The sequence below is a fragment of the Halomonas sp. XH26 genome (assembly GCF_024138895.1).
Lineage (GTDB): Bacteria > Pseudomonadota > Gammaproteobacteria > Pseudomonadales > Halomonadaceae > Vreelandella > Vreelandella alkaliphila.
In genome coordinates, this window is record NZ_CP071889.1 from 183,824 (window position 1) to 207,443 (window position 23,620).

A 23,620-nucleotide genomic window follows, 5' to 3' on the forward strand; every position below is an offset into this window, starting at 1 on the left:
CACCTCGAATCGCGTGGCAAAAGTGTAATTATACGTTTGCTGTACCCCTCCCGGCAAAGCTCCATATTGATATGGGGTCAGCGCTTGGCGTTTCCAGCGTGGATACAAAGCGCTAGAATGGACGGTTATCTCGGGCTGTTCAGCCCCTTTATTGACCACAAGGGTATTATGCGCAAGGTTTCCGCACTGCTGCTGGCCACTGAACGCCGTGCAATCAGCGGCTTAGCCGGGCTTTATGCGTCTCGTATGCTGGGGTTGTTTATGGTGCTGCCGGTGTTGGCGCTTTACGCTGACACCTTAAGTGGCGCTACCCCATTGTTAATTGGTGTCGCATTAGGTGTCTATGGACTAACTCAGGCAACGCTACAGATCCCCTTTGGGCTGCTGTCAGACCGTATTGGTCGTAAGCGCGTTATTGCCATGGGCTTACTGATTTTTGCCGTAGGAAGCGTGGTCGCTGCTATGGCAGACTCCATTGGCGGGGTTATTTTGGGTCGCGCGCTGCAAGGCTGTGGTGCCGTTGCTGCAGCGATTATGGCGCTACTGGCCGACCAAACCCGTGAGCAGGTGCGGACGGCGGCGATGGCCACGATTGGGCTCTCCATTGGCGTGTCGTTTGCGATTGCCATGGTTCTTGGCCCCTGGCTGGCGGCTTGGGCGGGCCTAGCGGGCGTTTTTTGGTTTACGGCGCTGTTAACGCTCGTCGGTTTAGTGGTGCTTTGGCGATGGGTGCCGCCCGCACCACGCCGTTTGCGCCACCGCGATGTGGGGATGGATCGCCAGCAGTTTAAAAGTGTTATTACGCGCCCCGATTTATGGCGGCTAGATCTGTCGATTTTTTCGCTGCATCTGGTGTTAATGGCGATTTTTGTTGCTGTTCCTTTCCGTCTATTAAATGCAGGCGTCGCGATTGAGTATCACGGGCTGGCTTATCTAGCGATTATGGCGCTGTCGTTTATTGCTATGGTGCCGCTGGTGATCGTGGCCGAGAAATACCAGCGCATGAAATTAATATGCTTGCTGGCAATCGGCGCCATTGTCATTAGCTTGGGCAGCCTGGGGCTGCCATTCTCCCAAGAGAGCTGGCTGTTCGCATGGCTATTTGTTTTTTTTACAGGATTTAACTTGCTCGAAGCCACGCTGCCATCAATGCTCAGTAAGTTGGCGCCCGCGGGTGCTAAAGGCACCGCGATGGGGGTGTACTCTACCAGCCAGTTTTTGGGTGCTTTTTTAGGAGGCACGCTGGGTGGCTTGTTGTCGAATCTATGGGGGCTTGATGCGGTGTTCTTCGGCTGTGCAGGGCTAGCGCTGCTGTGGTGGCTGGCGATGTGGCGTATGCCGTCACCACCGCCTCTCTCCAGTGAAGTCGTGGCACTACACGATACGCAGCCTGATGCATTAAATCTGTTGATGGAACATCTTGCTGATGTCGTGGGCGTGGAAGATGTAATGGTGGTGCCGGAGGAGCGCTTGATGTACCTGAAAGTGAATCGCAAAGAACTCGATCAAGCAGCGCTGACGAGATTGTTATCACCACCTAAGACGTAACGACCATCTCTGATCATTTGTACAGCAAGCGTTTACACCTCCAGGTTTAAACACATAGCGAAGCTTTTACACACATTTGCTGCATGGCATTCAGGCCTGTCAGCCGTATCAGTGATACCCTTGAGGGCACTGGTATTGATATATGACCGATTATTGAAAGGAGCGACCTATGGCGCGCGGTATTAACAAAGTCATCTTGATTGGTAACCTGGGCCAAGACCCTGAAGTACGCTTTACGCCCTCAGGAACGGCGGTAGCAAACCTGAATTTGGCGACGTCTGACACCTGGATGGACCGCCAAAGCGGACAGCGCCAAGAGCGTACCGAGTGGCACCGCATTGTGTTGTTCAATAAAACCGCTGAGATTGCCCAGCAGTACCTGAAAAAGGGCTCTAAGGTATACATTGAAGGTCGCCTACAAACCCGTAAGTGGCAAGACCAAAACGGTCAAGATCGCTACAGCACGGAAATTGTGGCCAACGATATGCAGATGCTAGATAGCCGTGGCGGCGATTTCCAGGGTGGCGGAGCCCCTCAAGGTGGTTACGCACAAAATAACCCTGCGCAAGGTGCGCCGGCTCAGCAGCAACCCGCACCGCAGCACTCAGCTCCTCAGCATGCGGCCCCTCAGGGTCATCAGGGTGGCGGTATGCCACAGCAGGGTGGTTACCCTCCCCAGGGCGGTGCTCCTCAAGGTAACTATGGCGGCGCGCCCCAGCCTGCTCGCGGGCCACAGCAAAACCAGCCAGCCCCGGCTAATCAAAACAGCAATTATGGGGCCCCCGATCCAGGCAACTTCGATGATTTTGACGACGAAATTCCGTTCTGACCGCCTGAACTGAATAGTTCGCCACATTCCTGGGGTTAGGTGAGAGGGAGGTTCTGTCTTGAAGCTGCTGATACTAGATGCGGGGCACTGCTTAAGTTTGGCATTAGCCCGAGAAGCCAGTCGTCGAACGGATACTGAGCTTGTTATTGAGCAGGGTACTACGATTACCTCCGCTCAACTCCAGGCGATAACACCTGATGCGGTGATTATTCCCCCATTAGCGCACCCGCTCAGTATGGCACCTGCCGATGTAATGGCACACGCTGATGCCGTTGATGTCTGCGTCGATGCATGCCAAGCACAAGGCATTGCGTTGGTGTGGTGTGTTTCAGACCAGCTTTACGAAGACGGTTTTGAAATCCCCATCGATGAACATGTGGTGCCTGCTCCCAGGGATGAGAGCCTGCGCCGCTTAGTGCAAGCGGGCGATCGTATTCGTGCTGAGTATCACCGACATCTCATTGTTCGCTTAGGCCCCTTGTTTGCGCTGGAAGGCAGCCATGCGTGGCTAAACGAAATAATCGACAGCTTGATGATTGGACAGTCTGCTCGCGCCGCTGAGGATGTCATTTTTTGCCCTACGTCTGCCGATGCTGTCGCCATGGCGTTGATAGGCATGCTGCAGCAGCAAGTCTGTGGGGCCGATGCTTGGGGGGCTTACCACTTAGCGGGCACCGAGCCTGTCAGTGCGTTTACATTTACCTCAATGGTTCGCACCCAACTGGCAACCCATCTGGAAGGTCGCGGCGAAAGTGTCGCCCTTGGCGAAGTACAAGCACTTAATCATCACCATGATGCCAAGCTGCGGCGAGTCCTTAATTGCCGCCGTGTTCTTGATGTGTTTGGTGTTCACCAGAAGCCATGGCGGCTGGAGGTAGGACGAATGCTGGATGCGTGGTGTTTGAGGCGGGAACAACAGCAGGGCGAAGGGACAGGAGAGTTGGCTTGATCAATCTGGTTCGCAGCTTGGTTTTTTATGTGGGATATTTTTCTGCCATGCTGTTGATTGGCGTTCTTTTTTTGCCGATTGCACCGTTTTTGCCGTTGGCTGCCCGTTATCGTTTGCTAAACCTCTATAACCATTTTTTGATGGCGTGGTTCAAAGTTGCGTGTGGCGTGCGATACGACATTCAGGGGCGAGAAAATATTCCGGCGGGCCCCTGTGTGATCCAGGCCAACCACCAATGTGAGTGGGAAACGGTATTTCTGCAGGTGATGAAGCCGCCCGTTTGCACGGTATTAAAGCAGGAGTTATTGCGACTGCCTATTTTTGGTTGGGGATTACGTCTGTTGCGGCCGATTAGTCTGGATCGCTCGAAGCCTGCCCGCGCTATGAAGCAGGTGTTGACGCAGGGTGTCGCGCGACTGGGAACGGGGCTTTCAGTGCTTATTTTTCCAGAGGGAACGCGTGTCGACCCAGGGGTTCGAAAGCGCTACAACAAGAGTGGTAGCGTGGTGGCCTGCCGAGCAGGTGTGCCGGTGCTACCAGTGGCACATAATGCTGGTGAGCGCTGGCCTGGTCGCCATTGGGTAAAGCGCCCCGGCGTGCTTCGGGTTCGTATTGGTGCGCCTATAGAAACTGCAGGCCGTACACCCGATGAGGTACTGGTGGATGTTGAAGCCTGGATTGAAGGGCAGTTGCAAGAGATTTCAGAGGTGCCTCGGCCAACTTCTCGTTAAGTTAAGCAACCTTTAGATGAACATAAAAACGGCGCCTTAAGGCGCCGTTTTTATAGCGTATTGCACATGCACTGCATGACTAGGAATTAGCCATTAAAGCGCTGAAAAACCAAGCAAGCGTTAGTGCCGCCAAACCCAAAGCTGTTGGAGAGCACTCGGTCGATGGTAACGCCATCACGTCGCTCTCTAACGATGTCAAACCCATCTGCCTGCTCATCAAGATTCTCGATATTAGCTGAGGCAGCGACGAAGTCATTTTGCATCATTAGCAGCGAATAAATTGCTTCTTGAACGCCGGTTGCGCCTAACGAGTGGCCGGTAAGCGACTTGGTTGAGCTCATAGCAGGTGTGGTATTGCCAAATACCTCACGGATCGCCTTCAGCTCAGCCACATCGCCCACCGGTGTAGACGTGCCGTGGGTGTTAATATAATCAATATCACCCTTAACCGTCGCCATGGCCTGACGCATGCAACGCGTCGCACCTTCCCCGGAAGGGGCAACCATATCGTGGCCGTCGGAGGTGGCGCCGTAGCCAACCAATTCGCCGTATATCTTGGCGCCACGGGCTTTAGCATGCTCCAGCTCTTCAAGCACTAACATGCCACCGCCACCAGCAATGACAAACCCATCGCGAGCTTGATCATAAGGGCGAGAGGCTTTCTCTGGCGTATCGTTGTAATGAGTTGAAAGGGCACCCATCGCATCAAATAAGCAAGAAAGGGTCCAGTGCTCTTCTTCGCCACCACCGGCAAACACGATATCCTGCTTACCAAGCTGGATTTGTTCCATCGCACTACCAATGCAGTGAGCAGACGTCGCGCAGGCGGAGGAGATAGAAAAATTAACGCCTTTTATCTTAAATGGCGTTGCCAAGCATGCTGACACGGTGCTGCCCATCGTGCGGGTAACACGGTATGGCCCTACACGGCGTAGGCCTTTTTCGCGCATGACATCGGCTGCTTCTACCTGATTTGCACTGGATGCCCCGCCAGACCCGGCTATAAGCCCAGTCCGTTCGTTGGACACCTGCTCTTCAGAGAGCCCCGAATCCTCAATGGCTTGTGCCATAGATACATAGGCATACGCTGCCGCGTCGCCCATAAATCGGCGAAGTTTGCGGTCAATGAGAGAATCAAGGTCGATGTCGACGCTACCCGCGACATGGCTACGGAAGCCGCGTTCGGCGTACTCTTCCTTAAAACGAATACCGCTGCGCCCGTTTTTGAGCGCGTCTAAGACCTGTTGCTGGTCGTTGCCTAAGCACGATACGATGCCAAGGCCGGTGACTACCACTCGTCGCATGGGAGCCTCCTGTCAGAAATTCGCAGTGGAGGTGAATAGGCCAACGCGCAAATCATTAGCCTGGTATATATCGCGTCCGTCGACGGACACAGTGCCGTCGGCGATGCCTAGAATAAGTCGGCGGGTAATAATGCGCTTCACATTAATGTGATACGTTACTTTTTTCGCGTCGGGTAGAATCTGGCCGCTGAATTTAACGTCGCCACAGCCCAGTGCACGTCCACGACCTGGGTGGCCAAGCCAACCCAGGTAGAAACCCACAAGCTGCCACATGGCATCTAGCCCCAAACAGCCTGGCATGACTGGGTCACCGGGGAAGTGACAATCAAAAAACCACAGGTCCGGAGTGATGTCCAGTTCGGCAATTAGCTCGCCTTTACCATGCACACCACCTTCTTCGTGAATGTGCATGATGCGATCGAGCATCAGCATGTTGGGTGCCGGAAGCTGTGCGTTTCCTGGGCCAAATAGCTCGCCGCGCGAGCAGGCCAGTAGTTCTTCGCGATCAAAGGAATGTTGCTTGGTCACTGAATCGTTCCGAGTATCAAGATGGTAGTTGGGTCTAGTCTACTTCCCGAAACCTCTGAATGCACGTTGTTGGGCACTTATCGTGTTTTCTCTACAGCTTTTTACCTGTCAGCCGATAGAGGTTGTTAGTATTTCGTTATTTCAAATACGCGATTCTGCACAATAAACGCCCTATTGACGTAATATGGTGTATCCATGTTTTTTTGTTAAGCGGCATGATGCCAGATCTGTAACCCATGCCCTATTTGGCTCATTTATAGGACACACTAAACCGCCATGTGGCTGTCTGTTTCTCTTAATCGTCCGCTGGTGTGGGTGGCGCTAATAGCGCTGCCCGCTTGTGTGTGGGTGCCTGACTCGGCGTTACGTATGGTGGCGGCCAGCTTGGTTGCATTTGGCATGTGGGATGCTTGGAACCAAATACGCCAACAACATTTACGGCTACGTCTTTCGCAAGATGCAATAGGGTTGGCGAGTGACGCCATTGTCATCAGCGATGTGCATAATCGCGTCTTGACGGTCAATCCCGCCTTTACTCAAATTACCGGCTTCGAAAGCCAGGAAATGATTGGCCGTAAGCTAGAGACGTTGGCGGCTCAGCGTCACGATAAAGCGTTTTATCAGACGTTTTGGAGCACGTTAAAGGCGACTGGCCGTTGGGAGGGCGAGATGTGGAATCGCCGCAAGCACGGTGATGAGTACCCTGAGTGGCTAAAGGTCCGTGCGGTTACCGACAAGCGTGGCAAAATTACTCACTTTATCAGCCTCTTTACCGATATTTCCTCCCAAAAAGCACGCGAGCGTGATCTGCGCCGAATTGGTTATGAAGACCCGCTAACGGGATTGCCAAACCGGCGGCGCTTACACGATCTGATGTCCTCTCGGCTGCGCCATCTGCGAGCAGGTGAAAGTTTGGATATGGCGTTGATTGATATTGATGGGCTCAAATCGGTGAATGACAGCTTAGGGGTCGAGCAGGGGGATCGTTTGTTAGCGCGCTTTGCCCAACGATTAACGGGTTATATGGCTGGCAGCGCAGTGGGTAGGCTGGGAGGTGATGAATTTATGGTGATTCGCACGACCACCTTTGATGACCATGATCAGTGGGTAGCGACCCTGCGTGAGCACATGAGCCGACCATTCGAAATAAAAGATCAATCGCTACGTCTGGGGTTAACGATTGGTAGCTGTCGTGCCCCTGAAGATGGCAGTGATTCCGGCGTGCTTTTTCAGCGGCTAGAGTCTGCCTTATATAGTGCCAAACGCTTAGGGCGTAATCTCAGCCAGCGGTTTCGCCCCGCGCTGGATAAACAAGATAATCCCCAGCTTGCTCTGGTGAGCGATTTGCGGGCCGCGTTGATATCCGGTGATCAGCTGGAGCTGCATTACCAAACGCAGCATCATCCAGGAACTGGCGATTTAGTGGGTATGGAAGCGCTGCTGCGCTGGCGTCACCCTGAGGATGGCATGATCTCTCCGGGCGATTTTATACCGCTTGCTGAACGTCATGGATTGATGGCCGAACTCGGTAGTTGGGTGATCGAAAAAGCCTGTGCCCAGCAGGCGCACTGGCAATACAGCGGTATGCCGAAAGTGACGGTATGGGTCAATATTTCTGCGCTGCAGCTTTTTCAGGGAGACCTAGAAACTCAGCTGTCTAGTTGTTTAGAACGCTACCAACTAAAAACGTCGCAAATTGGCTTGGAATTGACAGAATCTGTTTTGCTGGACGAGCGTGCCGGGGATATGGGGCCTCGCCTGCAGGCGCTGCGTAACCAAGGCTATGCGATTGCAATCGATGATTTTGGTACTGGCTATTCATCGCTTGGTTATTTGAAGCGATTGCCGGTAGATAAAATTAAGCTAGATCGTGCGTTTATTCGTGAACTGCCTCATGATCAAGCAGATGCCGCTATTGTCACGGCTGTGTTGGCGATGGCAGAGGGGATGGGACTGGAAGTGGTCGCCGAAGGCGTAGAAACTCAAGCGCAATGTCAGTTTCTGATTAACGCCGGTTGTACGTTAGTGCAAGGGTTCTATTTTGCTAGGCCCTTACCTGCTGCGGAGCTTGAGCAACGTTGGGTGCCGCGCATACTGGCTGAATCAATGCCTTCGTAAATGCTAAACGCCATGCTAGAAGCAAGTATTAATGAACGCCAGAAGCAGCGACTTTGTAGTTAGCGTAACGACTGATACACAAACACAGCACTGCCCAAATAATGGCCTGTGCCGGCAGTAACCAGGGGGCTAAGCTAACGCCGGTGAGCGTTGCGCCGCCAACATAGGACAGTGGCCCGCTGACCGCACCGCAAACCGCCGCAATCATTGGGTATTGCCACAGCCAAGCAAGCGAGTGAAATACTAGTGTTGCAAACAGCGGCCACAACATCCAAAGCCACAGTGGCAGTAAACCAGCCACCAAGGTGTGTTCACCGAAGTCGAAACCTCCTGCCAAATGAAGGCCTCCATCCAACGCTAACCCCAATAGCGCAAACGCACCAATGAAACGCCATTCGCCGGGCTTGGCGCAGCGCCAGAAATGCCAGCCTAGCAGCGCACTTCCCATAATGGCAGCTACCCATGACCCCCCTAGAACGCACAGCAGCCAGCCCACTTCGAAGCGTAGTGCGTTGAACAGCAAGCTTTGCCAGCGTGGGCTAGCCATTTATAGTGCGCCCGTTAACGGCTCGGGTTTGGCGGCTGGTTTCGCCAGCAACAAGTGGCACGTACCAATAGAGCGCTCAATAAAGCCCCCCTCGCAGTAGCACAAATAGTAACGCCACATGCGAATAAACCGTTCGTCGTACCCTTGTTGCCTTATCTGCTCTAGGCTGGTTTCAAAGCGATGGCGCCACTCGCGTAGAGTGCGGGCATAGTGCTGGCCAATTTCATCAAGCGCGACTACGTTCAGTGAGGTTTTGCGCATCACACTGGTTAGCATGGCGTGATGAGACGGCAAAAAACCACCGGGGAAAATATAGCGCTTAATAAAGTCCATATCCCGCTTGGCTTCTTCAAACCGTTGGTCTCGGATAGTGATGGCTTGCAGCATAGCCTGGCCATCGTCGGTCAGCAGGCTGTCGACCTTTTCAAGGTAGGTGTTCAAATACTGGTGGCCGACGGCTTCAATCATCTCAACAGAAATAAGTCGATCGTAGTGACCTGTCAGCTCACGATAATCCTGCTTTAACAGAGTGATTTTATCGTCGAGCCCCTCTTCTTTAATGCGACGGGCGGTATGGGCGTACTGCTCTTCAGAAATGGTGGTGGTAGTGACATGGCAGCCACGAGTTTTGGCGGCGTGTATTGCAAGACCACCCCAGCCAGTACCAATTTCTAGCAAGTGATGTTCTGGGCGTACATCTAGCTTTTCGAGCATGATATCGAGTTTGTAGGTAGACGCTTCTTCCAGGCTGGCTTCTGGATAAGGGAAAACAGCGCTCGAGTACATCCAGTGGCGTTGATCAAGAAACGTGGCAAAAAGGTCATTGCCAATATCGTAGTGTGCCGAGATATTACGCTTTGAACCGGAAAGGCTATTACGTTGGAAGCGATAGGCAGCGCCAAGCAGCCAGCGGGCGAAACGAGCGCTTCCGTTTTCCATTTTACCGTTTACGTGATCCAAATTGGCCGCAAACAAACGCACCAAGGCCACTAAGTCATCAGCATCCCAGTCGCCATCCATATAGGATTCAGCTGCGCCCACTGTGCCACCAAACGCGAGCCTTTTCCAGGCGCGGGAGTGACGAATCACGACGGTCACTTGAAGTGGCCCTTCTTGACCCAGGTGGTGACACTGGTTGCCTTCAATTAAGGTAATACGGCCACCCTGGAAGGCATCTAATTGAGTCATCAGGCGAGGCTTCAACCAGCGAGTGAAACGATCCTGGTTAACTGGTTGTATGTCAGGGGGCGTAGAACGCAGGGTTGTCATTTTGAAGTTTCCTTGCGCTTAGGGTGGTTATAAACGGGGATGCGCTTCAGCCAGAGGCGAAACGCTTCAAAATGAATTCCCGCCACTGTTTTCAGGCTCATCCAGGGCTGACGTGCAAGCGTTGCTAATAGAACGCCGCGTGTCGCTGGCGCAGCCTCTAACGTAAGCGTGGCGTCGAAATGACGCTGCCCGCTTTGCCAGTTTTCCATGTGCAGATAGAGCTGATCGCCGGGTGCATTGAGCTTCCAACGGTAGGTCATTTCCATGGGGTTAAACGGCGATACATGCATGGCTTTGTCAAAGCTTGCATGATGGCTATGACGAGCAGGGTCGATCCGACAGGCATAGCAGGTACGCTCTTTCCAGGGCATATTAGTGACTTCACCAACGACAGCCGCCAGCCTGCCAAGATGGTCATAGGCGTAGTACATCGAAACAGGATTGAAGACAGTGCCAAAGGTGCGTAATTGGGTCAGTACGTAAATCTTGCCACTGGGGGCACTACCCAACTGACGAACTAGCTCCTCGCGTACCGCTGTACGCAATGGCTTATCAATAGGACCGAGATAATCTTCGCGACGAAAGCGTGCTAGTGCTGGCCTTCGGGCGCTAAAGCAAGGCACATTGTCAAACAGGGTCGGCAACTCATCCAAGTCGAGCCACGCCATCCAAACGCGGTAACTGAAAGCGTGCTCCTTAGGAGTGAAGCGACGATGGCGCAAGGTGCCGCGGTAAATACGCGAGCGAGGCGCGGTAATCATCCGAGACCCTCCCCAACGCTGTTAGTGGGCATAAGGTCATGAGCCGGGAGTGCTGTGGGCGTTGTTGGCGGCGCAGCGGCTTCATCACAACCTAGTGCTTGGGCAACCCGCAGCGCGCTCCATACCCCATCTTCGTGAAAACCATTGCGCCAGTAAGCGCCGCAGAAGTGAGTACGCCGAGCAACCGAGGATATCTCGTCATGACGAATTTGCGCTGCCTGTCCTGCCAGTGTGAATTGGGGGTGGGCATAGGTATAACGTCCGAGCACTTTCGCAGGGTCAATGCTGTTTGAGTCGTTAAGCGTGACGCAAAAAGTAGTCTCGGCCTCTTTCAATCGCTGCAAAATATTCATGTTGTAGGTAACAGACACCCGCTCGTCTGCTCCTCTGCCATCTAAGCGGTAGTTCCAGCTAGCCCAGGCGCGCTGCCGCCGGGGCAGCAGCGAGGTATCGGTATGCAGCACTACCTCGTTATCTTGATAAGGCATGGCGGCAAGAATGTCTTGCTCAGCGGGTGTCGGGTCGCCGAGCATCGCTAGTGCCTGATCGGCGTGGCAAGCCAGCACGACATGATCAAAGCGTTGTGTGCCTTGTGCCGTGGTGATCATTACGCCGGTGGCGTTTCGCTCAATGCGCGTTACAGGCGTATTCAGATGAATGCGCGCTGCGTATGGCGCTGTCATGCTGGGAATATAGCGTTTCGAGCCGCCAACTAAGGTGTGCCATTGAGGGCGGTGGTTAACTGACAGCAAGCCGTGATTGCGGAAAAAACGGACGAAGAACGTCAGTGGAAAGGCGCGTAGATCGCCAATGCTCGCTGACCAAATAGCGGCTCCCATGGGCAGCAGATAACGTCGCTGAAAAGCTTCACCGTAGCCATGCTGGTCAAGGTATTGGCCTAGCGTTGTGTTGCTAGGAAGGCGCTTGGCCTCTAAGTCAGCCGTCGCTTGTTTGTTAAAGCGCAAGATGTCGCGTAACAGACGATAAAAAGCGGGGCTAAGCAAGTTGCGCCGCTGGGCAAACAGCGAGCCTAGCGTATGGCCGTTATATTCAAAATCAACATCGGTTTCATGCACCGAAAAACTCATTTCGGTGGCTTGGCTAGGCACTTCGAGCGTTTCTAGTAAGCGTTGGAAATGGGGATAGGTCCAGTCATTGAAAACAATAAAGCCCGTGTCGATAGCGTAGGACTTCCCCCCGACCTCCACGTCCATCGTGGCCGTGTGCCCGCCAAGACGCCCGTCTGCTTCAAACAGAGTGACTTCATGCTGGGAGGATAAGTACCAACCCGCTGCCATGCCGCTAATACCGCTGCCGATAATTGCGATACGCTGTGAAGCTATGTCACTCATCGTTGCTCCTCTTGACGTCTTGTCATGCGTAGGCCGATATGACGACGCAGCGCAGGCGGTAAAATTCCTAAACATTTCACGAGATAGGTGAAGCGACGTGGAAAGTGAATATCCAACTTTCCTTTGACAAGACCGGCAATGATGGCATCGGCCGCTTGTTCCGCGGTGACTTGCATGGGCATTGGAAAATCATTGCGATCGGTCAAGGGGGTTTTAACAAAGCCTGGGTGAATGACGCTGACATCAATGCCTTCTTGATCGAGGTCGAGACGTAATGACTCCAAAAAGTAACTGATAGCCGCTTTTGAGGCGCCATAGGCTTCGGCTCTGGGCAGCGGTAAATAGGCAGATGCGCTAGAGGTGGCGGCTAGGCGAGCAGGTTTACCCTCTTTGCGAGCAGCTCTTAGTAATGGCAGGGCTGCTTCCACGCCATACAGGGTACCAAACAGGTTTGGGGTGAAAACCCGCTCAATCAGCGCCATATCAAAATGCTGCGCGTCTAGATATTCGCAGGTGCCTGCATTGAATAAGGCAATATCCAGTGCGCCCAGCCATGTGCTGATCTGTTCACCCGCTGCAATCACTGCTTGGTGGTCGCTGATATCAACGGGGAGCGAATAAGCATTGGGATGACCGTCACATAAATCATCGAGCGCCTCTTGGTTTCGAGCACTAAGCACAACATGGTGACCTTGGGCGATGAGCTTTGTGGCAAGCGCTTCACCAATGCCTGACGTAGCACCTGTGAGCCAAATGCGTTGGGGCGTTTTCCATGTGCTCATCATGCTCTCCTGTAATGGCCTGTTAGCATGCAACCTGTATGCAAATAAACGGCATATATCAGCGAATGCGCCGTTTTAACCAACGTATAACACGTCCCATGACTGGTAAGTGTTCATACAACATGGCGCCTGCATCGAAATAGTCGCGGTGCTTTGAAACCCGACCATCCTCTGCAAATGTTAGGGCACTGCATCCCGCGACACTGATCAGTTTTCCCTGGGCTAGTCGGGGATGAACGAACTCCAATGTCCACGTTACAAATGCTTGATTAACCACCTGTTGTTGCGTGTGATAAGTAAATTGGCAACGTTCAACATTTTCGTACATGGTGGCGAAATAGCGCTCTAGCGCCGACCGTCCTTCAATGTGATGTAGCGGATCGTTGAAGACAACTTCCTCAGTATATACCTCGTATAGTTTTTCTGTACAGGTATTGTCTAGTTTATTAAAAAAGGCGCAGAAGTTCGCCAAAGCTTGATCGTTAGGCATCACGCAGTCCTGTGGTGGTTAAGAAAAATAAGCAAGCGATGAAGCGAGGAGCCGTCAGTGGGTCGATTTGCATCGCCTTAACTTTGCATCGCCTTAACATAGGCGATGCAAAAGAGGGGGGCTGTTATTTAGAAAGCGCTTTAAAAGCATCCAGGGCACGCTGGCGCGCTGCTTTATGGTCAACGATAGGGGCTGGGTAATCCGTCGGGTTCAGCATGTCCTGGGGCGGCGCATGACGAGCTTTTTTAGGCAGCGGTTTTAACTCGGGTAGCCAATGGGCAATAAATTCACCCTCTGGATCAAAGCGCGTTGACTGGGTAGTGGGGTTAAAAATACGAAAATAGGGCGCTGCATCCGTGCCTGTTGATGCCGCCCACTGCCAACCGCCATTATTGGCGCAAAACTCACCGTCGATTAAATGGCGCATAAAAAATGCCTCACCGCGCCGCCAGTCAATCAGCAAGTGCTTACTTAAAAACATCGCGGTGATCATGCGCAGGCGGTTGTGCATCCAGCCCGTAGTCACTAGCTGGCGCATGGCCGCATCGACAATCGGATAGCCGGTACGGCCCTCACACCACGCTTGAAAGCCTTTGTCATCGTCACGCCAGCGGAGCTGCTTGGTGTGCTCTTGAAAAGGTTGGTGACGGCAAACTTGGGGAAAGCCTACCGCTACGTGCTGATAAAATTCACGCCAAATAAGCTCATTTACCCAGGTGGTCAGCCCCGCATCACCATCGGCCAGGTGGCCATCATTTTCGCTCATCACGGCTTGAAGGCATTGGCGGTAGGAGATCATGCCCAGCGCCAGATAGGGCGAAAGTTCGCTGGTGCCGCGAACGTTTGGAAAGTCTCGCTGCTGGTTATAGTGCCGTCCACGAAAGCGTAAAAAACGTTCGAGATTGTCACTAGCCGCCTCTTCTCCAGCAGGCCATAGGCGTTTATCAACGGGGTCGTTATCCAGCGATGGAAGTGCGGGCAGTGGATCGCTATCGATCTCTAGCGGAGATTGCACGCCTGGTGTGTCACGTAAGGCAAGTTGCTGTGCAGTCACCTGCTTGTGCCAAGCTTTCGAAAACGGTGTAAATACGCCGTAATAATCGCCTTTTCCGGTCAACAAACTGCCAGGGGCGAAGGCTACGGCATCATGGTGACCCTGCGCGGCGATCCCTGCTTGTTTAAAAGCATCAAGCACCGACTGATCGCGGTGTTGCTCGTTCAGCGCATATTCATAGTTAAAGTGGAGTTGAGTAATTTGGTGCTCGTGGGCGATATCGAGCAATACCTGAGCCGCTTCGTTATAGTGATCAATATCACGATGCAAAAGTGGAATATTAAGCCCGTTAAGCGACGCTTTGATCGCCGCAACACTGCGTGTCCAGAAATCGAGTTTAGTCGCCCCGTGGCCATGTGTTTGCCATTGAGCCACGCTGCGTAAGAAAACGGCCACCACAGGGCCGTTGGCAGCTGCAGCGGCAAGCGCGGAGTTATCGTGAATGCGTAAGTCGCTACGCAGCCAAACGAGCTGCAGATTCATGCGATATCCTTATCATCGGTAACGTTAAATAGCATCCGATATCTCAGAGAATTCCCGATTCGCGCAACAAGGGGCGAAGTCGTGAAATGGCTTGCGGCAGGTCGTCGCCTAACATCTGCACCGGACCGTCACGCAGCTCATTTTCTCTTAATCGTGCCACTTCCCCACACACCCCAATAGGAACATTTAACGCTTCTGCGGCCTGGGGAAGTGCGCGACCAATGTAGTCGTCGCTTTCTCGCTGGCCGCTGGAAAGCAGTACCATCGATGAGTGCAATCGGGATACGGCTTGAGGAAGATCCTCTAGCGCTAATGAACGGTCAAACAGTTGTACGCGGTAGCCTTGTTCGCTGGCCATTAGCGCACACATTAAAACCCATAGCGGGCCAGGGTCATCAGGCATCGCACTTAGCAGGATTAACGGGCCGCGCGTTGCCTGATTGGCATAGTGCAGGCGAATGCCTACCTGGCTACGCAGAAAGGCTTCAAGGGTGCGGCGCACAAGGTCATCGGGCTGGCTGGCCCATTTGGCTTCCAGCGTAAGAATAACGGGCTGCCAGAGCTCATTAATCGCGACGCTTAATGGATATAGCGCCAGACTCTGGTGGTACAGCGCTTCCAGCTTGGGAAGGTCGACCGCTTCTATGGTGGACTGCAACAACTGCCGTTGACTTGCCCAGTCGCCAGTATTCGGCGATGGTGTTTCTACCGTCTCAGGTTGATCAAGTAAGTCAATCACTTGGCTCACTGGAACGCCGCGGTTTAGCCATTGTAAAATGCGTTCAATGCGAGTGATATCGTCTTGCGCGTATAGACGATGGCCCTTGGGGGTGCGTTGTGGACGAATTAAACCGTAGCGACGCTCCCAGGCACGAAGAGTGACCGAGTTCACACCCGTCAAGCGGGAAACTTCCCTAATCGGATAAAGCGGGGTATCGGGTGGGTGGGTCGCCTTGATGCTCATGGGCGCCATTGCCTCTTGGTTGCCTGCAAATAAGCGTGCAGGGATCTGTCAATAATTGTCGTGGCGATGCTTCAGCGCCTGACCGGCGGTTTGGCCACATAATCGGGTCGTTATTAATCGTATAGATAGCTAAACGCTATTATAGCCACCTTTGTACAACTTGTGGCTTCTGGGTACAACCTTTCCTGTAGGTGTGGAAAAGTTAAGTTTAGTTTCTAATTTCAGACCGACCGGCCTAATAGGGCCTGGCCCAGCTCATCACCTGATAACCAGGCATCCTCGACACGACTACCTTTAAAGCTATCACCACAGAGTGCTAGGCCACTTGTACTGTATAAGTATGTCTGATGACCTGCCTGTGCTGGCTGAGCATAGCGCCAGCGGTGCGCACCGAGTTCAATGACATTCGGTAGCTCTACATCATCGGGCAGCAGCGATACAAATGCTGCGAGCAATTGTTGGGCGACACTTTCACTGCCACTCTCAATATGTACATCGCTCCAATCCAACTGAGCAAGCAAGCTTATACTTTCCGGCTGATGTTCACGGCCAGGCTTGGTGTGATTGCGTGACGCTAGACGAAGCACCGGATGCTGTGTGTGAACGGTGTGCCACGCTGATGCTACCTTCGCCATGGGGGGTAATGGCTCCTCGAAAATAACCCAACCTGCCCAGCATCCACGCTGGGGCTTTGCCTCACAGGCAGCCGCCAGTGTCGGTTCCCACTCTGCTAATAATGCCTTGGCCTGGGGCGGCGGGGCAGTGATAACCACCACGTCAAAAGGCCCGTGTATTGAGCCGCGGGTATCGTGGAGCTGCCAGCCCGCAGCCGTCTTATCAAACGTTGTAATGTGGGTTTCAAGCGTAATGGAGGCATTAGGTAATGCGTTAAGTGTATCGGCTAGATGACGGGTGACGGCACTCATACGGGGCGCGCCGGTATAACGTAGCTGATCGTCATTGTGTGTTTGCCAGCCGGATGCACTAGCCTGATAACGAGCTGTGGGCCAACTGGCGACACAACCAGCGGCTTGCCACTCGGCTACTTTATTGGCGAATCGTTGATTGCGTACAGTGAACGCTTGAGCACCTAGGTCCAGCGTCGCTGAGGGACGTCGCTTGCTGGACATACGGCCGCCAGGGCCGCGCGCTTTATCAAACAACGCCACCTTAACTCCCTGAGTGGCAAGTTGCTGCCCACAGGCAAGGCCAGACAGACCTGCACCGATAATTGCCACTGAGTGAGCGTCGGAAAGTGTTAAAGACTCAGGCAATGATTCAAGCATAGGAACTCGCAACGGCTAATGAAATGTGCAATGGTCAGCATGTAGCATTTGTGTATAGATATCGTACAATAAAATATTATGCAATGATCATTTAGCTGACGGCTATTCCCAGCTTTGCAGTTCAGCGTCGACGCGGGCATACGCTAGCCATCTTAACCAACCATAGGAGTGACACCATGCGGGTATTAATCACCGGAGGTAGCGGCTTTGTTGGTCAGCGGCTCTGCCAACAACTTCTCACCCAAGGGCATGATGTGCAGGTGGTTTCCCGGGCCCCGTATCAGGTGCGTGGTAGGTTGCCAAAAGCCTGCGATATTCGTGATAGCGCTCAGGCATTTATGGACACCCCTCCGGAGGTGTTGGTGAACCTTGCCGGTGAATCGATTGCTGCAAAGCGCTGGAGTAATAGCCAAAAAGAGACACTAATTCGCTCTCGTATCGACAGTACGCAGCAACTGATTACGCTTTGTGAACAGCTCGAAGCCAACGGGCAAGCGTTACCCAGCGTGATGATTAGCGGCTCTGCGATGGGCTATTACGGCGATCAAGGCGACAAGGTGGTGGATGAAACAACGCCGCCAAACGATGAGTTTGCTCATCAGCTTTGTGCGCAGTGGGAAGCAGCGGCAAAACCGATTGAGGCGATGGGCGTTCGCTTAGCGATACTGCGTATTGGTTTAGTGCTTGAGGCAGGGGGCGGTACGCTGCAGAAGATGCTGCCACCCTTTAAGCTCGGACTTGGGGGGCGTTTTGGAAGCGGCGCACAGTTTATGCCCTGGATTCATCGTGATGATCTTGTGGCAGCGATTATGTTTCTGATGAACGAATCAACGCTTTCAGGCGCGTTTAATGGCAGTGCGCCGCACCCAGTGACGAATGCTGAGTTCACGAAAACGCTGGCTAAGCAGCTTCACCGGCCGGCGATTTTCCCCGTGCCCGCTTTTGTACTGAAAGCGGGCTTCGGAGAAATGTCGCAGCTGTTGCTGACCGGGGCCGATATGCGCCCTGCACGCCTTACCGAGGCTGGATTTACCTTTCAGTACCCGACCCTTGATAAGGCGTTAGAGGCGATTCTTTAGTCTTTCCGCGTTAGGCGTTGGGGTCGACGGTGATTATCACTCGCACGGAATCAAGCCGTAAGCGAGTGTTTTCTATCGCGTCGCTGAGCGCTTGGCGCTCTTGCTTCAGCGCCTCAAGCTCTTCACTACGAACAGCTGGGTTGTGCTCTGCCAGGGCGGTCAAGCGGGCTAGTTCTGCATCTAACTGAGCTCGCATGCGTGTTTCAGCGCTTTCCACGATGCTGGGCAGTTCACGTTCGGCTTCACCTTCCCCCTGAATGAGGAGCGTACGCAGCTGGTCATGGCGGCTTTTGATCAAATCTCGTGCCAGTGATTTGTTCACTTTCTGTAGATTCTTGCCAAGACCAGTGAAGGAGATCTTACTGGTTAGGTTTGCGCCTGATTCATCAAGCAGGACGCGCACTGCCGTAGGCGGTAGGAAGCGGTTGAGGTGCAGCGATTTAGGTGCAGGGCATTGGGTGCGGAACACCAGTTCAGCCATTAAACGGCCGCTGGGAATGGCTGGGTGGCGTAATAGCGCCAACGCAGTGTTCCCCATCGTGCCATCTAGAATGCGCTCCATCATTTCGCGCAGCAGCGGGTGTTCCCAAGAGAGTCGCTGAATATCGTCTCGTGCAAGCGCTAGCGAACGGCTGTAAGTGGCCGAAAAGCCCTCTTCACCTTTCACTAGCCCGGGGAGCCCATCCAACATGTGCTGGCTAGGCTGCAAATAAAGCAAGCCATTGCCAATCTCTTGACTGTCTACACCAAAAATATCCAGGGCGCGCTCTACAAAGCGCGGCAGCGCTGGGTCTTCATCCAGCTCACGCACTGCATCAATTACCTGCTGAGCACGGGCAGGGCGGCAGGCGTTTAGTTCTAGCAGTCGGTTACGACCTGCGTCCCGCTCAGCCAATTTGGCGGTGAACATTTCACGGGTTTCATCGATGATCTCATTGAGCATTTCATCATCGAGTAACGCATCGGCCAGAGCATCGCCAAACGCATCAAAGAGGTCGCTGCCAATGCCGTGAGGCGCGCTAAAAGCATCCATGCCTTCGTGGTACCAGCGCAGCAGGCGCTCGCCTGGGCTGCCAGTGAAGGTGGGGGCATGGAGTTCAATTGCGTGGCGCTGCCCTATCCGATCGAGGCGGCCGATACGCTGCTCCAACTGGTCGGGATGCTGTGGCATATCAAACATCACCAAGTGGCGGCAGAACTGAAAGTTGCGGCCTTCTGAGCCAATTTCAGAGCACACCAGCACTTGGCAGCCGTCTTCTTCATCGGCAAATGCCGCTGCGGCCCGGTCACGCTCCACCAGCGATAGCCCTTCGTGGAACACCGGTGCGTGATAGCCGCCTAGGACGCGCAGCCCTTCGGCAAGTCCTTCAGCGGTTTCTCTGTGGTGAGCAATAATCAGCACTTTGTCGTTGGCAAAGCCGCTATCGCTATCGTCGCTAAGTTTTTCCAGCAGCCAGTTTACTCGTGGGTCGATATGCCACCAGGATTCGGTGTTAAGTGGGTCGTTGCTGAGCTCACGGTACATCGTGTCTGGATAGATCAATACGTCCGGGTGATCCATGCCCGTTTCAATCAGCAACTCATCCAGGTAGTCCTCATCGCGTTCCAAGCGACGTAGCACGCGACGATAGGCCGATGGGAGTTCCAACTGAGCTAGGTGCAGGCGACGTTCCGGGAACCCGCCCACATGACGGCGGCTGTTGCGGAACATGACGCGCCCGGTACCGTGACGATCAAGTAGAGCATCGCGTAACTGGGCGCGAGCAGCATTCTGCTGTTCGGTGCTTGCTTCAGGGTTGCATAACGTTGCTAGCAGCGCCTGACTATCGCGGTCGTCCGCGACATTATCGACCCGTTCACGTGCCTCGGAGGTATTGGGTAGCTCATCCAAGGCATCAATGGCTTGAGCGACAGCAATGTAATGATGCTCTTCGTCTTTAAAGCGTTCGATATCGTGGTAACGCTCGGCATCTAGCAAGCGCAGGCGAGCAAAATGGCTCTCCACCCCCATCTGCTCTGGCGTAGCCGTCAGCAGCAATAAGCCAGGAATATCAGCAGCAAGCTGTTCGACGCACTGATAGCCTGGACCGCTGCCATCAGGGCTCCAGTCGAGGTGATGGGCTTCATCGACGATCAGCAGGTCAAAGTGGCTCGCTAGGGCCTGTTCTTGACGATGTGTGTTGGCGAATAGCCAACCTTGGCTGGCCAGTACTATTTGGGCGCTTTCAAATGGGTTAGCGCTACCGTGGGCGAGACTTTGCTGCTCATCTAGCAAGCTGACCTTGAGTGAGAAACGGCGTAAAAGCTCTACTAGCCATTGGTGGGTAAGGCTGTCAGGCACCAAAATTAATGCGCGTTCTACTCGGCCAGCCAGGAGGAGGCGGTGCAGAACCAACCCAGCCTCGATCGTTTTACCCAGCCCAACCTCGTCCGCAAGCAAGACACGTGGCGCATGGCGGCCTGCCACTTCATCAGCGATATAAAGCTGGTGGGGAATCAGGTCGATACGAGGCCCAGCAAAGCCCAGGGCGCTGTGCTGCTCGATGCGCTGATAGTGGTGTAGCGTGCGAAAGCGCAGATCAAACCAATCATTGCGATCAACCTGGCCAGTCAGCAGCCGGTCGCGCGCCTGATCAAACTGCATGGTATCGGCAAGCTTTGCCTCGGATAGCTCACGAGGATTACCGTCGCTATCTTCGCCAATATAAGTGATTAAGCCGCTGGTCTCTTTGCTATCGTCTACGATCATCTGCCAGCCATCAGCAGAAATCACGCGGTCGCCACCGCCGAACATGACGCGAGTTAAGGGGGCTTGGCGAGTGTTGTACGTACGGGTTTCCTGGCTGGCACTGAACAAAATGGTAACGCTACGGGCGTCGCAGTTAAGCACGGTGCCGAGTCCAAGCTCAGCCTCGCCGTCGCTAATCCAACGCTGGCCGGGAGAAAAATCGCTCATGATGCCTCGAGGAAGTCTACAGAAACAGGTTGTACGCCACCGGGGCAGGTTTCCGGTGGCAACAGGGCGGGGGATTCTAACGCAAAGCGGCGGGGGGATTAAGGTCTATCGTGGTCAATCTTTTAACCAGCGTTCCAGCTGGGCTCGGGTTAACTCGCCAACGTGGACATCCAACGTGTTGCCCTGGCGATCAAAAAGTACCGTGGTGGGCAGGCCTGGCGCTTGAAATTGCGCCATTAGCGTTTGGCTTGGGTCACGCAGTGCGTAGCGAAAATCCAGTGCTTGCTCGTCTAGATAGCGCACTATCGGCAGTAAGTCTTCGCCTTGGTTCGCGACTACCACACTGACACCTTCACGCTTGGCTGCTTCTTCAAGCAGCGGCATCTCCCGCAGGCAGGGTGGGCACCAGGTCGCCCATAGATTAACGATAATGAGATCACCGCTTTCGGCCAGAGAAGGTAGATGCACTGCGTTGCCGTCCACATCGTCTAAAGTCACCTCCGGCAACGCGTCAATAGCAAATTCATTGCCTAAGGGGGCAAGCGTTACCAAGACTAGCCACAAGCTTGCCGTGCCAACCAACATGGCAAGGCCGCCGATGAGCGACAGCAGCCGCTCGCGCAGTGCCCAGGCTGTCCAAACTAACCCCGCGATTAGGCCACCCAGCGCATTGTAACCGGGCTGCCATAGCTTGAACGCCTCAAGCGGTTCTGAGCTGTAGCTTTCCCAGTTGAGCACGACAAAAACAATCCGGGCCGCCAGTAGCCATACCACCAATAGCCCGTTGAACCAGCGTCCATGCTGAGAAGACGTTAATCCCAACAGATAGCGGCTAGCCAATAACAGTAGTAGCGCGCAACCTAGGGCGTAGAGCCTAGGGGTGGAGATCAGCAGTGGTCCAATGGCAATCGCATTCATGATTTTTCCGTTAAGCAGGTACACTGGTGAACCATACCACGCACGTTAAACATTACGGAGATGTCTATGCCACAACCCGCTTTCGACATACTGCGGGCGCTGGCCATTGGGTCGCAGGCGCTGGGTTTAATGCTGATTATTACGTTGGAAACCGTAATGGGCGATGCTGCGCGCCCCTGGCAAGGGGGTGTGCTGGTTGTCATGGTCGCGTCGGCGCTTACGATTGCGCTGGTGCGACTGTACCAAAATAAGCGTTACCAAAAACAGATGGCTGAGCGTCGCCAAAATGCTGATGAAGAGGAGGAACGTTAGAAAGCGTTGCTTGTGTTTTTGGCGTTACGGTTCCAGATTAAGAGAAGTCCCGCGCTGGACAGTCGGGGCACTTAATATACTGGGAGCGACCAATAATATGATTAATAAGCGCACATTAGCCACCGCCGTTGCGGCCTCATCACTCGCTTTAGCGGGCATGGCCCAGGCGGAGGTCAAAGTTGGCTTCTTGGGCGGCTTTACCGGGGGAATTGAAAGCCTGACGCCACCCATTTTTGCAGGTGCTCAGCTTGCCGTTGCGCAGATAAATGAGCAGGGCGGTATCTTGGGTGGGCAAACATTGGAAATGCCTTCAGGGGATACCACCTGCTCGGATGCATCGGCTGCGTCTAACGCCGCAGATCGTATGGTGAACTCTGAGCAAGTCACCGCGATTGTCGGCGCTTTATGTACTGGGGCGACGATTGCTGCTGCTAATAACGCAGCAATTCCAGGCGGTGTGTTGATGGTCTCACCCGCGTCAACGGCGCCCGCCGTTTCTGAGTTGGATGATAACGACTTGGTTTTCCGTACCGTGCCATCGGATGCCTTCCAGGGCGAAATGCTTGCTAAGCTACTGCTTGATAAAGGTATCGACTTTGTCGCGGTGACCTACGTTAACAACGACTATGGCCGTGGCTTATCGGATGCCTTCAGTGGCGCCTTTGAAGCGGGCGGTGGCGAAATAGCCGAAAACCTCGCACATGAAGATAACCGTGCCGACTACCGCTCTGAGCTTGGTTCGCTGTCTTCGAGTGGCGCAGACACGCTGGTCGTGCTGGCCTATGCCGATACCTCCGGCCAGACGGTACTGCGCCAAGCCTACGAAAGCGGCATGTTCACCCAATATGTGGGCGCCGATGGCATGGTGGGAGATAGCTTAATAGAAGCGATTGGCGCAGACGTGCTAGACGGCATGATCGCCACACGGCCTGGTAGCCCTGATCTCCCCGGCACGGACATCTTTAATGAAGCGGCTACTGCGGCAGATATTGATCCTAGTGCCGTGTTTGCTGCCCAGGCTTATGACGCGGCTTTCCTAGTAGCGTTGGCTATTGAGCAAAATGGCAGTGCCGAGCGTGAAGGGCTTTCTGAAGCGCTACGCAGTGTTTCCAGTGCGCCAGGCGAAGTGATACTGCCGGGTGAGTGGGAAAAAGCGCTTGAGCTGATCGCAGCGGGTACCGAGATCAACTACGAAGGCGCCTCTGGTTCTCATGAATTTGATGAAAATGGCGACGTGCCCGGCGTTGTTGTGGAAATGGTGGTAGAAGATGGCTCGTTCACTGGCAAAGGCTTGGTTGAACTCTAGTCAAAATGACGGTACTTGAGAAATAACCAAAACGCCCCGGGCAGCGAGCCTGGG

General features: G+C 53.9%; 21 protein-coding genes. 8 read left to right on the forward strand and 13 right to left on the reverse strand.

Annotated elements, in window-relative coordinates:
* Positions 1–168: 168 nt before the first annotated feature.
* The 4 genes from J4377_RS00825 to J4377_RS00840 all read left to right on the forward strand — a co-directional run bounded on the left by J4377_RS00825 (position 169) and on the right by J4377_RS00840 (position 4,057).
* Positions 169–1,548 carry an MFS transporter gene (locus J4377_RS00825; RefSeq protein WP_038486465.1) on the forward strand — a complete coding sequence of 460 codons (1,380 nt, stop codon included), beginning with the start codon at positions 169–171 and terminating at the stop codon, positions 1,546–1,548.
* 169 nt (positions 1,549–1,717) lie between these two features.
* Positions 1,718–2,377, forward strand: coding sequence for a single-stranded DNA-binding protein (locus J4377_RS00830; RefSeq protein ID WP_120385950.1), 660 nt, complete (start codon positions 1,718–1,720; stop codon positions 2,375–2,377).
* 58 nt (positions 2,378–2,435) lie between these two features.
* A complete protein-coding gene (locus J4377_RS00835) occupies positions 2,436–3,326 on the forward strand; it encodes a sugar nucleotide-binding protein (protein WP_038480276.1) in 891 nt (296 codons plus the stop codon).
* Positions 3,323–4,057, forward strand: a complete 735-nt coding sequence (locus J4377_RS00840) for a 1-acyl-sn-glycerol-3-phosphate acyltransferase (RefSeq protein ID WP_095604353.1) — start codon at positions 3,323–3,325, stop codon at positions 4,055–4,057. The genes J4377_RS00835 and J4377_RS00840 overlap by 4 nt, the downstream gene beginning before the upstream one ends.
* Positions 4,058–4,143: 86 nt before the next feature.
* Here the strand turns inward: J4377_RS00840 and fabB are convergent, their stop codons facing one another.
* Both fabB and fabA read right to left on the reverse strand, forming a co-directional pair.
* Positions 4,144–5,361, reverse strand: a complete 1,218-nt coding sequence (gene fabB / locus J4377_RS00845) for a beta-ketoacyl-ACP synthase I (protein ID WP_038480282.1) — start codon at positions 5,359–5,361, stop codon at positions 4,144–4,146.
* Positions 5,362–5,373: 12 nt separating this feature from the next.
* Positions 5,374–5,889: a 3-hydroxyacyl-[acyl-carrier-protein] dehydratase FabA gene (gene fabA / locus J4377_RS00850; RefSeq protein WP_038480285.1), complete on the reverse strand. Its 516-nt coding sequence runs from the start codon at positions 5,887–5,889 to the stop codon at positions 5,374–5,376.
* Positions 5,890–6,165: 276 nt separating this feature from the next.
* Between fabA and J4377_RS00855 the strand changes: the two genes are divergently transcribed.
* Positions 6,166–8,007 carry a bifunctional diguanylate cyclase/phosphodiesterase gene (locus J4377_RS00855; RefSeq protein ID WP_253486386.1) on the forward strand — a complete coding sequence of 614 codons (1,842 nt, stop codon included), beginning with the start codon at positions 6,166–6,168 and terminating at the stop codon, positions 8,005–8,007.
* A gap of 28 nt (positions 8,008–8,035) precedes the next feature.
* On the opposite strand, the gene J4377_RS00860 is transcribed toward J4377_RS00855, so the two are convergent.
* From J4377_RS00860 to J4377_RS00900, 9 genes are all read right to left on the reverse strand, one after another.
* On the reverse strand, positions 8,036–8,554 hold the full coding sequence (locus J4377_RS00860; protein WP_253486387.1) for a DUF2878 family protein: 519 nt from the start codon (positions 8,552–8,554) through the stop codon (positions 8,036–8,038).
* Positions 8,555–9,823 (reverse strand): cyclopropane-fatty-acyl-phospholipid synthase family protein, encoded by a 1,269-nt coding sequence (locus J4377_RS00865; RefSeq protein ID WP_253486394.1) that lies wholly within the window; start codon positions 9,821–9,823, stop codon positions 8,555–8,557. It lies immediately after the preceding gene.
* Entirely contained in the window at positions 9,820–10,584 is a 765-nt protein-coding gene (locus J4377_RS00870; protein WP_038480296.1) for a DUF1365 domain-containing protein, read from the reverse strand. The genes J4377_RS00865 and J4377_RS00870 overlap by 4 nt, the downstream gene beginning before the upstream one ends.
* Positions 10,581–11,936, reverse strand: a complete 1,356-nt coding sequence (locus J4377_RS00875; protein ID WP_253486395.1) for an NAD(P)/FAD-dependent oxidoreductase — start codon at positions 11,934–11,936, stop codon at positions 10,581–10,583. The genes J4377_RS00870 and J4377_RS00875 overlap by 4 nt, the downstream gene beginning before the upstream one ends.
* On the reverse strand, positions 11,933–12,718 hold the full coding sequence (locus tag J4377_RS00880) for an SDR family oxidoreductase (RefSeq protein ID WP_253486396.1): 786 nt from the start codon (positions 12,716–12,718) through the stop codon (positions 11,933–11,935). The genes J4377_RS00875 and J4377_RS00880 overlap by 4 nt, the downstream gene beginning before the upstream one ends.
* A gap of 58 nt (positions 12,719–12,776) precedes the next feature.
* On the reverse strand, positions 12,777–13,208 hold the full coding sequence (locus J4377_RS00885) for a nuclear transport factor 2 family protein (protein ID WP_253486397.1): 432 nt from the start codon (positions 13,206–13,208) through the stop codon (positions 12,777–12,779).
* 124 nt (positions 13,209–13,332) lie between these two features.
* Positions 13,333–14,745: a deoxyribodipyrimidine photo-lyase gene (gene phrB, locus J4377_RS00890; protein WP_253486398.1), complete on the reverse strand. Its 1,413-nt coding sequence runs from the start codon at positions 14,743–14,745 to the stop codon at positions 13,333–13,335.
* A 43-nt stretch (positions 14,746–14,788) separates the two neighbouring features.
* Positions 14,789–15,709 carry a MerR family transcriptional regulator gene (locus J4377_RS00895; protein WP_253486399.1) on the reverse strand — a complete coding sequence of 307 codons (921 nt, stop codon included), beginning with the start codon at positions 15,707–15,709 and terminating at the stop codon, positions 14,789–14,791.
* A 221-nt stretch (positions 15,710–15,930) separates the two neighbouring features.
* Positions 15,931–16,995: an NAD(P)/FAD-dependent oxidoreductase gene (locus tag J4377_RS00900; RefSeq protein ID WP_038480313.1), complete on the reverse strand. Its 1,065-nt coding sequence runs from the start codon at positions 16,993–16,995 to the stop codon at positions 15,931–15,933.
* Between the two features lie 176 nt (positions 16,996–17,171).
* On the opposite strand from J4377_RS00900, the gene J4377_RS00905 reads away from it, so the two are divergent.
* Entirely contained in the window at positions 17,172–18,074 is a 903-nt protein-coding gene (locus J4377_RS00905) for a TIGR01777 family oxidoreductase (RefSeq protein WP_038480314.1), read from the forward strand.
* A gap of 10 nt (positions 18,075–18,084) precedes the next feature.
* Here the strand turns inward: J4377_RS00905 and rapA are convergent, their stop codons facing one another.
* Together rapA and J4377_RS00915 are read right to left on the reverse strand one after the other, a co-directional pair.
* On the reverse strand, positions 18,085–21,030 hold the full coding sequence (gene rapA, locus J4377_RS00910) for an RNA polymerase-associated protein RapA (RefSeq protein ID WP_038480317.1): 2,946 nt from the start codon (positions 21,028–21,030) through the stop codon (positions 18,085–18,087).
* A gap of 114 nt (positions 21,031–21,144) precedes the next feature.
* Positions 21,145–21,948, reverse strand: a complete 804-nt coding sequence (locus J4377_RS00915; protein ID WP_253486400.1) for a TlpA disulfide reductase family protein — start codon at positions 21,946–21,948, stop codon at positions 21,145–21,147.
* Between the two features lie 66 nt (positions 21,949–22,014).
* Here J4377_RS00915 and J4377_RS00920 point away from each other — a divergent pair, with 66 nt between their 5' ends.
* Positions 22,015–22,260: a hypothetical protein gene (locus J4377_RS00920; RefSeq protein ID WP_253486401.1), complete on the forward strand. Its 246-nt coding sequence runs from the start codon at positions 22,015–22,017 to the stop codon at positions 22,258–22,260.
* Positions 22,261–22,357: 97 nt separating this feature from the next.
* Positions 22,358–23,566 carry an ABC transporter substrate-binding protein gene (locus J4377_RS00925; protein ID WP_253486402.1) on the forward strand — a complete coding sequence of 403 codons (1,209 nt, stop codon included), beginning with the start codon at positions 22,358–22,360 and terminating at the stop codon, positions 23,564–23,566.
* Positions 23,567–23,620 lie beyond the last annotated feature (54 nt).